Raw genomic sequence first — 11,608 nt, 5'->3', positions numbered from 1 at the left:
GCAAACCTCGTCCGTAGGATGTGAGCAATGATAGGCAACACGACCAAGACGGCAATAGCCTTGCAGGGCTACCGCTGCCTCACGGGAAGTGATACGATTGTAGATCGCTCTAACGACTGACTAGGGCGTGCCCCTTGGGGCAGTGTTTTTTCTGATTAACCATCATAACTGCAACAGCCATGACGCAACGTACACTGGGCGGTACTGTCCGCAAACGTAAACGCACCTCTGGGTTCCGCGCGCGCATGCGCACCAAATCAGGTCAGAACGTCATTAAGGCACGGCGGCGTAAAGGACGGGCACGGCTTGCAGTCTAGTGCTCCCTCGTCAACATCGCCTGCGCGATCGCTATGATTTTGACCGCGTCTATCAACACAAAACCGCCCACCACGGCAAACTGGCCGTTCTTTGGCTGGCGCCCCAAGCCGTCAAGGCAGCACCACGGCTGGGCATTGTGGTCAGCAAAAAGGTGAGTAAGCGAGCCGTCGATCGCAACCGTTTGAAACGGCAGTGGCGACGGGTGATCGGCTCACTCTTACTGCAGATAGCCGCAGGGTGGGATATGATTGTGGTAGTGCGTCAGGCGGCACTGCAAGTGAGTGACGAGGACTGTCGCGCTGAATTGACGCAGTTAATGGCCAAAGCAGGGGTACTGACGATGCCGGGAATTTCCGAAGACGTTTTCTACGAAGGCGGTCCCCATTGGGGTGACTTGGTGATCAACTTACTGTTGGGGCTAACGGTGATTTGTCTGCCCCTTACCGTTGGTGCCATTGTCCGTGCCCTCTGGCTGCGCTACCGCATTACCAATCGGCGGATTACGGTGATAGGCGGCTGGATGGGGCGCGATCGCTCCGATGTCATTTATAGCGAAATCACCAAAGTCGTCACCGTTCCTCGCGGCTGGGGCGCCTACGGTGATATGGTCGTCACCCTCAAAGATGGTAGCCGCTTAGAAATGCGTGCTGTCCCCCGCTTCCGTGAAATTTATGACTATATTTCTGCCAAATTGAGTCCCGCTGCCAAAAGTGTCAGTGGCGCGATTGGTTCTTAAGACCTAAGATAGTTCTGTTAACTGTTCACCCTTAATTGCAGGATTCCATGGATTTTGGTATCGGTTTCCTCTCCAACAATGTCATGCTGCCAATCCTTGACTTTTTCTATGGGATTGTGCCCAGCTATGGCCTTGCGATTGTGGCGCTGACACTGGTGGTGCGCTTTGCCGTCTATCCCCTCAGTGCGGGATCCATTCGCAATATGCGGCGCATGAAAGTTGTGCAGCCGATCATGCAAAAACGGATGCAGGAAATCCAACAGAAATACAAGGATAATCCTGCCGAACAGCAAAAGGCAATGGCAGAGGTGTACAAGGAGTTTGGTAATCCCTTGGCGGGGTGTTTCCCCCTGCTGTTGCAGTTGCCGATTCTCTTTGCTCTCTTTGCCACGCTCCGCGGATCACCCTTTGCCGATGTGAATTACCAGCTCAACCTACAAATTGTTCCCCCTGATCAAACTGTCTTAGCCCAGCCCTTTGCCACTAAGCCGCAAAATATCTACGTTGATGAGGGCATCCACTTCCCCATTCAGGCGGTGGTTCCCAGCGGTACCAAGATTCCAGTGGGTCAAACGGTGGATCTCCAATTCCAAACCAAGGAGGGGAAACCCTTTAGTGAACTGGCCGCCGCCTATCCCAATAGTCACCTGCAACCCAAGTGGCAAATTATTCGCGGTCAAGAGCGGGCAACCATTGACAGTGAGGGGCATCTGCAAGCCCTGCAACCCGGTGATGTAACGGTTCAGGGAACGATTCCGGGGATTGCGGCGGATAAAGGTTTCCTCTTTATCTCTGCCCTTGGCCATGTGGGTGTCATTGATCAAGGGGAACTCTTCATCACGCTGCCCGATGGCACACGCCAGTTTAATTGGGGCGCGATCCACTGGGATATCCTGATCATGATCCTTGGCTTTGGTGTCAGTCTCTACGTCAACCAGTTGCTCTCTGGCCAAGGCAGCAGCAATAACCCGCAGCAGCAAACTGTGAATCAATTGACGCCGATTATCTTCTCTGGGATGTTCCTCTTTTTCCCACTGCCGGCCGGGGTGCTGCTCTATATGCTAATCGCCAACATCTTCCAGACGGTGCAAACCTTTATTCTCCAACAGGAGCCGCTGCCAGAGAACCTGCAAAAACTCGTGGAGGAGCAGGAACGGGCTGAAGCGATTAAAAATCGGGCTGCTCTCCCCTTTGAGGGCAAGGGGGTTAAAAGTGCCAAGGCCACTAAAGCCAAGCGTCATCCATCAAGTTGAGGGGAGGCATGACCGCTGATCCAATTGCTGCGGGGTGTGCGTGGCTGGAACAGGTGCTTGCTCTAGCAGGCTTTAAGACAACCGTTTCTGTGGTGGAGTCCCCTTTGGCAAGTGTGGTGCCGGGGCACTGGCTAGAGATCGATCGCCAGTCCCTGAGTGCTGCGCAAATTGAATCCCTGCTGGCCAACAATGCCCAAGCTCTCGATGCGTTGCAATATCTGCTCAATGCCACGTTGAATTTGGGGCGATCGCGGGAGGAGCAAACGGCTTTTACCTTGGAATTGGCGGGCTATCGCCGCGCCCGTTATCGCCAGTTGCAGGAGATTGCCCATCAGGTGGCTGCCCAAGTCCTCGACACCGGTAAACCCGTTGAAATTCGCTCCCTATCTGCAGCAGAGCGGCGTGTTGTTCACAGTCTCATCAAGGTAGAGAGCGATCGCCTTGAAACCTTTAGTTATGGAGAGGAACCGGATCGCCGCTTGGTGGTGCAGTTAGCCCAAGGGACTGAGGCCGAGGTGGCGGCTGATGCGCTGGAGCAGGTATAGACCCAAAATCGAGTTGCCACTGCGATCGAGGGGTGGACTGTAGCAGGCGATCGCCCCCTGTCGCGGCACAATGGCCAAAATCACACCACTCACACCCGATTTCACGGGCAAGCCAATTTCTAGGGCATAGCGGGGGGAGTCCTCGTAGAGGCCACAGGTGAGCATGAGCACATTCACCTGCTGACGATGGCGATCGCTCACCTTGTCATGGGGCAGTGCCAACAGGAGACCCAAGCGCGCCACTTCCTCAATCGTTCCTTGGAAACAGCACACCTGATTGTAGATCTCAAGGGCAACCCCGGCATCGGCAATGCGTCCAGACTCCACTAAACAGTGGGCAAGGGTGCGATTTTGCCAGTTGGGATGGCGATAGACTGCCGCTAACACCTCCTGATCCACCTGCAACTGCGTACCCGCACACTCATTGAGCCAAGTCTGAAAGACCGCAACACCGCCAACATCAGCCAATTGGCTAGCAAGGGCGATCGCTCCACTATTAATCATGGGATTGCGCGGCCACCCCTGATCAAGGGTTAACTGCAACACAGAGTTATAGGGGTAATCTGAGGGGCGCTGTCCCACCCACGTCCACACCTGCTCCTGCCACAGCGTCAAGGCATACAGCAGCAAGAAGGGCTTAATTGCGCTCATTAAGGGAAAGCGCAAATTGGAACGCCCAAGGGTAAACTGGTGCTTTGGGGTAACAAGGGCAAAGGCAAAGGCTTCAGACCCCACCCGCGGTAGCCGTTGAAGGGGTTCCCCCTGAGGAAGTTCTGCCGATGCAGCCTTGAGCCACTCTTGGATGAGGGCAGGGTCTAGATCCCCCAACATTGCTATTGCTGAGCCTAAGTATTGGCATCGAGGGAGAGCTGCTCGCTAGTGGTGACCCGTCGCCGCCGCCGCCGACCTGCGGGCACGGAGGCCTCTGGGGTGGATGCTTCCCCGCCGGATTCAGACTCGGTCGTGACTTCTGGCTCACTGGTATTGAGCAGCGCAGTGGCTGGAATCGGCTCGACATTAATCGTGCTAACCACAGGGGCGGGCGGCTCATCAGCAGTCTCTGGGATATCCTCAGGCATTCCCTCACTAACGGGTCGTGCAGTTTTCTGGGGCAGGGGTAGGGGGTCTTGGCCGGGGCGTGCCACCATCACAATCGTTCCCCGCGGATTCTTCACCTCCTCAGAGTGCAACACAAGGGGTGAAATTCCCATTTCCGCATAGACCGCCTGCTCTTGATCCGTCATTGTTACGGTAATCACTTCCGCTGGTTCAGAGCGGCTAGGACGGGCAGGGCGCAGCGGACGGCTCTCCACTTTGACCACTGGCGGCGGCACCGTTTCTGTAGGCGTGGTAATCACCTTGCGACCATTGCCATTTTCAGAGGCACGACGAGGACTGCGGGGGGTTGGTGGATGACTACTGCGGGAAGCACGCGGGCGAATACCCCCTACCGCTTGATAGTCAGGGTGGTTAATGAGTTGGGTCTCTAGACTGCTACTGGCAAAGCCATTGGGTTCAGTGCGGGATTCTAAACTGCGGCGTGGCTCCGGTGGACGCGGCATGGGCGATCGCTCGACAATTTCGCCGGGGCTATCCTCCGGTTCACCGGGTAAATGCACCAAGTGACCCAAGCCACCGCAGGCACTACAGGGACGGCCAAAAAGTTCATAGATATTTTGCCCTTGACGTTTGCGGGTCAGTTCCACCAGCCCCAGTTCTGAGAGTTGAGCAATTTGGGGGCGAGCTTTATCAGCACGCAGGGCTTTACTAAAGTGCTCCAGCAGTTGCAACTGGTCGCGGCGGGAATCCATGTCAATAAAATCCACAATGATCACGCCAGCAATATTGCGCAGTCGCAGTTGGCGAGCAATCTCCGTAGCCGCTTCGCAGTTCGTCCACAGCACTGTTTCCCGCGAGGTGGCTGAACTAGTGAATGAACCAGAGTTCACATCAATGACCGTCAGTGCCTCTGTTGGTTGAATGATGATATAGCCACCGGAGGGCAAATCCACACGGGGTTTCAGGGCTTCACGGATGGCAGCATTCACCCGAAAGTAATCCAAAATGGGAATGGGTTCTTGGTGATAGTCAATGAGAACCCCCACCGGCTTATTGACATTCCAGTTTTTCAGGTGCTGTTTGACCCGTTTGACCCCATCCGGAGTATCCACCACAATGCGGTTGACATCACTGCTATAGACATCCCGCAACACTTTTTGGATAAAGTCATCATCGCGCCCCAGAAGCTGGGGAGGACGGCTGGAGGCCGCCTGCTGTTGGATCGTTTCCCACTGCCGTTGCAGGAGTTCCAGATCCTCAAGTATGGCCTCTTCGGAGACACCCTCAGCCTCTGTACGCACCAGTAGCCCCATGCCAGCGGGTTTGACCAAAATGCCCAAGGCACGTAGCCGATGCCGTTCCGCCTCATTGGTAATCCGTCGCGATAGATTCACCCCCCGACCATAGGGCATCAGCACGAGATAGCGCCCAGGCAGGGAAATATTTCCCGTCAGCCGTGGCCCCTTGGTGCCCGTGGGTTCCTTCATGACCTGAACCAGCACTTTTTGCTGCGGTGCGAGCAATTCCGTGATTGCCCCAGCCGTTCGCTTCAGGCGCAATGGGCCAAGGTCAGTGACATGGATAAAGCCATTACGGGAGGCATCCCCCAAGTTGACAAAGGCAGCATCAATGCCCGGCAGGACATTTTCAACCACCCCAAGGTAGATGTCCCCCACCTGATGGGTGCCCGTGGCCACGATTAATTCTTGAATTTGATCTTCGGCAAAGACCGCCGCTAGCCGATGTTCCTCGGCAATAATAATTTGCTTAGGCATTCATTATCCTTAGAATTTCTTAACAAAATAAACGTCAGCATGAATGGGCTAAAGGCATCTAGCACAGTGTTGAGCCACTCTTGCCCCTGTAAGGGACGCGTGCAAGTTTGGCTTTAAGATGGTTGGGAAAAGGGTTCCTGTAGAGGTGGGTTGGCATTGGAACGCAGAACGCAACTCTGGTGATACCTAAAAAGCTCTGCACGACTTGCAGAAGGAAAAGATGTCACCCCATGCCAGCCTTGATGAAAGTCTATGCTTAACCTTTGGTCTCTTAGGCTATGGAGGTTAAGCAAAAGGGATTTTTCTACAGTACCTTTAATGGTCTCTGATTATAGGTATCTCTGTCAAGATTGGCTAGGGGATTTTGCAAAAATTTTCACTGTCGCTGCCGCTAGCCTCTTGAGCACGAGCATAGTGTGCCACTTTGCAAACCTGATAGGACACTTTGGCGATCGCCCACAAAGCTGCTACAACTATAAACATCTATTAAGCGTCTTGGCTAGAAAATTAGCCACATTGAGGAGAATTGCCCATGGGAGTCCACATCAAGCAGGCAGTGGAAGTCGCGACCTATATCATCTCACAACGCCTACAGGGCAAAAAGCGCTTTCCCCTCACCTTGATGCTTGAGCCTCTCTTTCGCTGTAATCTCGCCTGTTCGGGCTGCGGTAAAATTCAGCATCCCCTTGAAGTCCTGCGCAAATATCTCACCCCAGAGGAATGCTTCCGCGCCGTTGAAGAATGTGGTGCACCGATTGTTGCCATTCCCGGTGGGGAACCCCTGCTGCACCCGCAAATTGATGAAATTGTCAGTGGCTTGGTGGCACGGCGGAAGTTTGTTTATCTGTGCACCAACGGTATTCTCCTAGAGGAAAATCTCCATAAATTCAAGCCCTCCCCCTACTTTAGCTTCAGCGTTCACCTCGATGGTCTGCGGGAGTGGCACGACAAATGCGTGGATCGCAAAGGGGTCTTTGATATTGCGGTGAAAGCGATTAAAGCGGCTAAAGCCAAGGGCTTCCGTGTCACCACCAATACGACAATTTTTGAAGGGGTGGATCCTAAGGAAATGCAGGAGTTCTTTGACTTTGTCAGTTCCCTAGGGGTGGATGGCATGATGATCTCGCCGGGCTATGCCTATGAGTGGGCACCGGATCAGGAGCACTTCCTCAAACGGGAGCAAACCCGTGCCCTCTTCCGCGAAATTCTCGATCCTTACCGCGCGGGTCAGAAGAAATGGAACTTTAACCACAATCCCCTCTTCCTTGATTTCCTGGTCGGTGAAAAGGACTATGAGTGTACCCCTTGGGGAATGCCCAGCTATAGCGTCTTGGGTTGGCAAAAACCCTGCTATCTCCTCAATGAGGGGCATTACAAAACTTGGAAGGAACTGATTGAAAATACCGATTGGGAGAAGTATGGCCACAAAAGTGGCAATCCCAAGTGCCGTGACTGCATGGTGCACTGTGGTTATGAGGCCACCGCTGCCATGGATGCCTTTAACCCAGCCAATATGGTCAAGGCGGCGGGTAGTCTCTTTTAACGCGGGCGCATCAGTTGCCAACGTTGCTCTGCGGTTTCCACTGCGGTTTTCGGGGTTGATTTGCCAAGGAGAACGCTTTCGATCGCTCGTCCAAGGGTTTGGGAAAAGCGGGTATAACCACGGAAGTTGGGACGTGCCTGAGCAGCGGCCATCTGATCTAGAAAAACACGAAGCGCAGGTTGCTGTGCTACAAAGGCCTGATAGCGATCGTTGGTACGCACCCGTTCATTCACGGGCAAATACCCTGTGCCCAAAGCCCACTCCGTCTGAAATTCTTCACTGAGGACGTAGTCCAAAAAGGCTAGAGCAGCCTCTTCCCGTTGCGGTGTTGAGCGAAAGACAAAGAGATTTTCGCCCCCCAGTGCGGTTGCGGCGGTTTTGAGGGCGGGCATGGGTAGAACGCCAAAATCCACCCCCGACTGTTGGAGTTGCGCCAACGTCCAAGGCCCTGTAATTTGCATCGCCACCTCGCCACGAATCAATTGATCCAGTTCATAACCACGTTCCGGAGCAGAGAGTGTCGCTAAGCCTTCTTGTCGCAGGCGTTGCCAAAACTCAAGAGCCGCGATCGCGGGGGGTGTGTCAATGTGGGCGGTTTCTGGTGTGTCTCCGAGACTGCCACCCGCACTCCAAAAGAAGGGCAACCAAGTAAAGACGGCAAATTCCCCTTGGCCAAGGGCAAGGAGTAGTGGGGTGATGCCCTGTGCCTTTAGGGTTTGGCTGACCTGCTCTAATTCCTGCCATGTGCTGGGCAGTGTTTTCACGCCAGCGGCAGCCAATAAACTGGGACGATAAAAAATTCCAAGGTTGTTGGTGGCAAAGGGAATAGACCAGTAATGGTTGCCGTAGCGCATTGTTGGTATCAGGGCAGGACTAACTTGATCGCGGTAGGGGGAAGCTTGCCACCAGTCATCAAGGGGACGCAGGGCACCCAGATCAACAAACTGCCCCGTGATCGTGGGGTTATACCAGAGCAGATCTGGGGCGGCATTGCCCACCACTGCGGCCAGAATTTTCGGTAACTGCTGGTCGGGTTGGCCAACGTAGAGAGCTTGGACATGAATCTGGGGATGGCGGGCGTTGAAGCGATCCACAAGACGCTGGAGGATCACGCGGTTGGGGGGTGGGTTGACCCCATGCCAGAAAATCAGTTCAATCGGCTTCGCGGATTGGGTTGCCGTTGTACAGCCGATGAGCAGTAGGGCTAAGAAACCCAGTAGGAGTGCGAAACAGCCGCGTCTATTGCAGACGATCAATCGTGCGGTATTGAATGGCTTCGGCCACGTGGGCAGCGGCAATCGTTTCACAGTCGGCCAGATCAGCAATGGTACGGGCTACTTTTAGGATACGGTCTGTGGCGCGTGCCGAGAGTCCCAGTTGGGCGATCGCCCGTTCTAAGAGATTAGTCGAAGTCTCATCCAAACGACACCACTGGCGCAGATGGCGGCTTTGCATTTGGGCGTTGCAGTGGAGAGTGGGTTCTTGAGCAAATCGCTGTTGGGCGCGTTGGCGTGCCGCCAAGACCCGCTGCCGTACCGTGGCTGAATCTTCCCCTAGGGTTTGGCGGGTCATTTCCTCGGGCTTGAGGCGGCTGACACTCACTTGCAGATCAATGCGATCCAGCAGGGGGCCAGAGAGCTTTGCCCAATACTGTTCTCGCTGGCGCGGCGAGCAGGTACAGGGTTGCACTGGATCGCCATAGTAGCCACAGGGGCAGGGATTGGTGCTGGCCACGAGGGTAAATTGCGCCGGGAACACCACGGATTGGCGGGTGCGGGCAATGGTGACTTGGCCATCTTCAAGGGGCTGCCGCAAAAACTCCAACACATCCCGCTTGAATTCCGTTAATTCATCAAGAAAGAGCACCCCCCGATGGGCAAGGGAGATTTCCCCCGGACGCGGATAACTGCCACCGCCCACAAGGGCAGGGCCAGAGGCAGAATGGTGCGGACTCCGAAAAGGGGGTTCTTGGAGCAATTGGCCGCGTTCTTTGAGCAGTCCAGCCACGGAGTGAATTTTGGTGACTTCAAGGGCTTCCTCAAAGGTCAAGGGCGGCAAGATGGTGGGTAACCGCCGTGCCAACATTGTTTTGCCACTGCCCGGTGGCCCGACAAAGATGAGATTGTGCCCACCCGCAGCCGCAATTTCGAGGGCACGCCGCGCTTGATACTGCCCCTTCACGTCCTTAAGGTCGAGACTAAAGCGGGGAGAGGGTGGGGCATGCAAACTCAGGGAATTGGCTGCTGGCGATCGCGAGCTGGGGTCATTCAAAAAGGCTGCGACTTCGGCAAGAGTGTGGCAACCATAGACCTTTAGCCCCTGCACCACCGCTGCTTCAGTGACATTGGCCATGGGCACCACAAGACCGGTCATGCCTTGGGCTTGCGCCGCAACGGCGATCGCCAGTACCCCGGCCACGGGTTGCAAGGTGCCATCAAGGGACACTTCGCCGAGAAAGAGATGATCGCCGAGTAAATCCGTTGCAACCTGTCCTGAAGCAGCTAGGATACCAATGCTAATGGGGAGATCAAAGCTAGGGCCTTCCTTACGTAAATCGGCGGGGGTGAGATTAATAACAATTCGCCGCATCGGGAAGCTAAAACCGGCATTGCGAATGGCCGCCTTAACGCGCTCCCGTGCCTCTTGCACACCCGCATCGGGCAGACCGACCACCACAATCCCCGGCAAGCCGCTAGAAACATCTACTTCGACGCCGACGGGAATCGCGTCAATTCCTAGAACGGCAGCACTCCAAACCCGTGCCAGCATAGCCTCAAAATCAGAAAGAGCACCGACGACTGGCCGTGTTTCGTCTCGGTGCCCTTAACTGGTTCGCTCCTCACACACTTAATGACCTTAGCAGATGTATCGCTAATTTGTCACCATTGCATAGGATTTTTCATGAAGTTTATTTGCAAAACCCCAATTTCTGTGTCCAGTCTTAGCGCAAAGTGCCTAAGGTATGCCGCCAAGCCAACTCTTTGTTGATAATTTCGAGCGATCGCCGTTCAGTTCCACTGAACAGTGGCGTAATGGTTTCCAGAATTTGCCCCAACAAGGGTGCGGCATAGTTCCCCGTTGAGCGTAACAAATGGGCATAGTAGCGAAACTGGGCTTGACCTTGGGCACTGCGATGAAAGGCCAACACCTCAGCAGTGGTCAATTGCCACACGGGCGTATTCACAGGCACCACAAGGGTGGGCATCCCCTGCTGGCCATAGAGGCGATCCTCAGTAGTCACCAAATGACCAATGAGGGCAATCCACAGCAGTGTACGGGTTTCACTGACCAAATCGGGACTGAGAAAGGTGTCGGCATTGGTGGTGAGGCGCGGGCTGATCTGATGGAACTGGGGATTCAACAGTTGAGAGTTGTAAATGACCCCGACTGCCCAGTGGCGCTGCTCATCCTCGAGCTTGACAAAGCGACCAAAGCCATAGTCTTCTGGGGCGGGGGGGTGGGGCACATCCAAGCGATCCACCAGTTGCGCCACATAATCGCAGTGGGAGTTGGACTTGACGATGTGTCCGAGGTAAATGGCCTGCTCACTCATGGCTTGCCGCTAGGACCTGCTGTTGAATCTCAATGAGTTCTTGAATCCCTTGGCTGGCGACATCGAGAAGGCGATCGAGGGTTGGCCGATCAAAGGAACCGATCTCTGCTGTACCTTGAACCTCAATGAACTGACCATTGGCCGTCATCACGACATTGAAATCGACACTGGCTGCCACATCCTCAGCGTAGCTCAAATCCAAATAGGGGTCGCCATCAATCAGCCCCACAGAGACTGCCGCCACCTGATGACATAGGGGAGATTCGCTAAGTACCCCTTCCTGAAGTAAGGTACTCAGGGCATCCACAAGGGCAATGTAGCCCCCTGTAATCGCCAGCGATCGCGTGCCGGCATCGGCTTGGAGCACATCCGCATCCACAATGAGCGTGCGCTCCCCCAGTAAGGATAAGTCCAAAGCAGAGCGTAAGCTACGACCAATCAGGCGTTGAATTTCTTGGGTGCGCCCAGAGAGTTTGAGAAATTCTCGCTCTTGCCGTGGCCGCGTTGCACTGGGTAGCATGCGGTACTCTGCGGTGAGCCAGCCTTGGCCTGTGCCTTCTAAAAACTTGGGTACGCCTTCCTTGAGACTAACAGTGCACAACACTTGAGTTTGCCCCGCTTGGGCGAGCACTGAACCTAAGGCAAATTGGGTGAAATGCCGCTGAAACTGGTGCGATCGCAATTCCTGTGGTTGACGGCCATCGGGTCGCTGCCACCCCATGCTTGACTCCCTCTCAATTACCTTCCCTATTAGAGCTTATTTTCTGGAGCCAGCGCGAGACCTTGCCATTGGGCGATCGCCCGAGGATTGGAGATAATGTAGTTA

General features: G+C 54.7%; 11 protein-coding genes and 1 pseudogene. 6 read left to right on the top strand and 6 right to left on the bottom strand.

Going from position 1 to position 11,608, the window contains the following annotated elements; all coding sequences use genetic code 11:
- Positions 1–179: 179 nt before the first annotated feature.
- The 5 genes and pseudogenes from rpmH (at position 180) to RHH53_RS13105 (ending at position 2,852) form a co-directional block, all read left to right on the top strand.
- The gene (gene rpmH / locus RHH53_RS13125; protein WP_099799755.1) at positions 180–317 is read left to right on the top strand and encodes a 50S ribosomal protein L34; all 138 of its coding nucleotides are present in this window, start codon (positions 180–182) and stop codon (positions 315–317) included.
- A pseudogene (rnpA, locus tag RHH53_RS13120) lies at positions 317–586 on the top strand (ribonuclease P protein component); the annotation flags it as partial. The gene rpmH and the pseudogene rnpA, both read left to right, overlap by 1 nt.
- A 72-nt stretch (positions 587–658) precedes the next feature.
- A complete protein-coding gene (locus tag RHH53_RS13115; RefSeq protein ID WP_225901724.1) occupies positions 659–1,054 on the top strand; it encodes a PH domain-containing protein in 396 nt (131 codons plus the stop codon).
- Positions 1,055–1,101: 47 nt separating this feature from the next.
- Positions 1,102–2,307, top strand: a complete 1,206-nt coding sequence (gene yidC / locus RHH53_RS13110) for a membrane protein insertase YidC (protein ID WP_206200527.1) — start codon at positions 1,102–1,104, stop codon at positions 2,305–2,307.
- Between the two features lie 8 nt (positions 2,308–2,315).
- Positions 2,316–2,852, top strand: a complete 537-nt coding sequence (locus tag RHH53_RS13105) for a R3H domain-containing nucleic acid-binding protein (protein ID WP_302678507.1) — start codon at positions 2,316–2,318, stop codon at positions 2,850–2,852.
- Here the strand turns inward: RHH53_RS13105 and RHH53_RS13100 are convergent.
- Both RHH53_RS13100 and RHH53_RS13095 read right to left on the bottom strand, forming a co-directional pair.
- The gene (locus RHH53_RS13100) at positions 2,799–3,683 is read right to left on the bottom strand and encodes a glutaminase (protein WP_302678506.1); all 885 of its coding nucleotides are present in this window, start codon (positions 3,681–3,683) and stop codon (positions 2,799–2,801) included. The two genes, RHH53_RS13105 and RHH53_RS13100, sit on opposite strands and share 54 nt — an antisense overlap.
- A 14-nt stretch (positions 3,684–3,697) precedes the next feature.
- A complete protein-coding gene (locus tag RHH53_RS13095) occupies positions 3,698–5,686 on the bottom strand; it encodes an Rne/Rng family ribonuclease (protein WP_206200524.1) in 1,989 nt (662 codons plus the stop codon).
- Between the two features lie 532 nt (positions 5,687–6,218).
- Here RHH53_RS13095 and hpnH point away from each other — a divergent pair.
- Positions 6,219–7,229: an adenosyl-hopene transferase HpnH gene (hpnH, locus tag RHH53_RS13090; RefSeq protein ID WP_310743889.1), complete on the top strand. Its 1,011-nt coding sequence runs from the start codon at positions 6,219–6,221 to the stop codon at positions 7,227–7,229.
- On the opposite strand, the gene RHH53_RS13085 is transcribed toward hpnH, so the two are convergent.
- The 4 genes from RHH53_RS13085 to rph all read right to left on the bottom strand — a co-directional run bounded on the left by RHH53_RS13085 (position 7,226) and on the right by rph (position 11,503).
- Entirely contained in the window at positions 7,226–8,485 is a 1,260-nt protein-coding gene (locus RHH53_RS13085) for an ABC transporter substrate-binding protein (RefSeq protein WP_310438670.1), read from the bottom strand. The genes hpnH and RHH53_RS13085 overlap by 4 nt on opposite strands.
- Positions 8,469–9,998, bottom strand: a complete 1,530-nt coding sequence (locus tag RHH53_RS13080; RefSeq protein WP_302678503.1) for a YifB family Mg chelatase-like AAA ATPase — start codon at positions 9,996–9,998, stop codon at positions 8,469–8,471. The genes RHH53_RS13085 and RHH53_RS13080 overlap by 17 nt, the downstream gene beginning before the upstream one ends.
- Before the next feature lie 172 nt (positions 9,999–10,170).
- Positions 10,171–10,782, bottom strand: a complete 612-nt coding sequence (locus RHH53_RS13075) for a hypothetical protein (RefSeq protein ID WP_206200520.1) — start codon at positions 10,780–10,782, stop codon at positions 10,171–10,173.
- Positions 10,775–11,503 (bottom strand): ribonuclease PH, encoded by a 729-nt coding sequence (gene rph, locus RHH53_RS13070; RefSeq protein WP_206200519.1) that lies wholly within the window; start codon positions 11,501–11,503, stop codon positions 10,775–10,777. The genes RHH53_RS13075 and rph overlap by 8 nt, the downstream gene beginning before the upstream one ends.
- Positions 11,504–11,608 lie beyond the last annotated feature (105 nt).

Origin of the sequence: Thermosynechococcus sp. PKX82 (genome assembly GCF_031583255.1) — a bacterium.
GTDB lineage: Bacteria > Cyanobacteriota > Cyanobacteriia > Thermosynechococcales > Thermosynechococcaceae > Thermosynechococcus.
The sequence above is the reverse complement of the archived record's forward strand: the minus strand, read 5'-3'. Positions and strand labels throughout refer to the sequence as shown.

What these genes read in the sequence shown, in the direction of transcription:
- rpmH (WP_099799755.1), top strand. Translation starts at nt 180, where the DNA reads ATGACGCAACGTACACTGGGCGGTACTGTCCGCAAACGTAAACGCACC.
- RHH53_RS13115 (WP_225901724.1), top strand. Translation starts at nt 659, where the DNA reads ATGCCGGGAATTTCCGAAGACGTTTTCTACGAAGGCGGTCCCCATTGG.
- yidC (WP_206200527.1), top strand. Translation starts at nt 1,102, where the DNA reads ATGGATTTTGGTATCGGTTTCCTCTCCAACAATGTCATGCTGCCAATC.
- RHH53_RS13105 (WP_302678507.1), top strand. Translation starts at nt 2,316, where the DNA reads ATGACCGCTGATCCAATTGCTGCGGGGTGTGCGTGGCTGGAACAGGTG.
- RHH53_RS13100 (WP_302678506.1), bottom strand. Translation starts at nt 3,683, where the DNA reads ATGTTGGGGGATCTAGACCCTGCCCTCATCCAAGAGTGGCTCAAGGCT.
- RHH53_RS13095 (WP_206200524.1), bottom strand. Translation starts at nt 5,686, where the DNA reads ATGCCTAAGCAAATTATTATTGCCGAGGAACATCGGCTAGCGGCGGTC.
- hpnH (WP_310743889.1), top strand. Translation starts at nt 6,219, where the DNA reads ATGGGAGTCCACATCAAGCAGGCAGTGGAAGTCGCGACCTATATCATC.
- RHH53_RS13080 (WP_302678503.1), bottom strand. Translation starts at nt 9,998, where the DNA reads ATGCTGGCACGGGTTTGGAGTGCTGCCGTTCTAGGAATTGACGCGATT.
- RHH53_RS13075 (WP_206200520.1), bottom strand. Translation starts at nt 10,782, where the DNA reads ATGAGTGAGCAGGCCATTTACCTCGGACACATCGTCAAGTCCAACTCC.
- rph (WP_206200519.1), bottom strand. Translation starts at nt 11,503, where the DNA reads ATGGGGTGGCAGCGACCCGATGGCCGTCAACCACAGGAATTGCGATCG.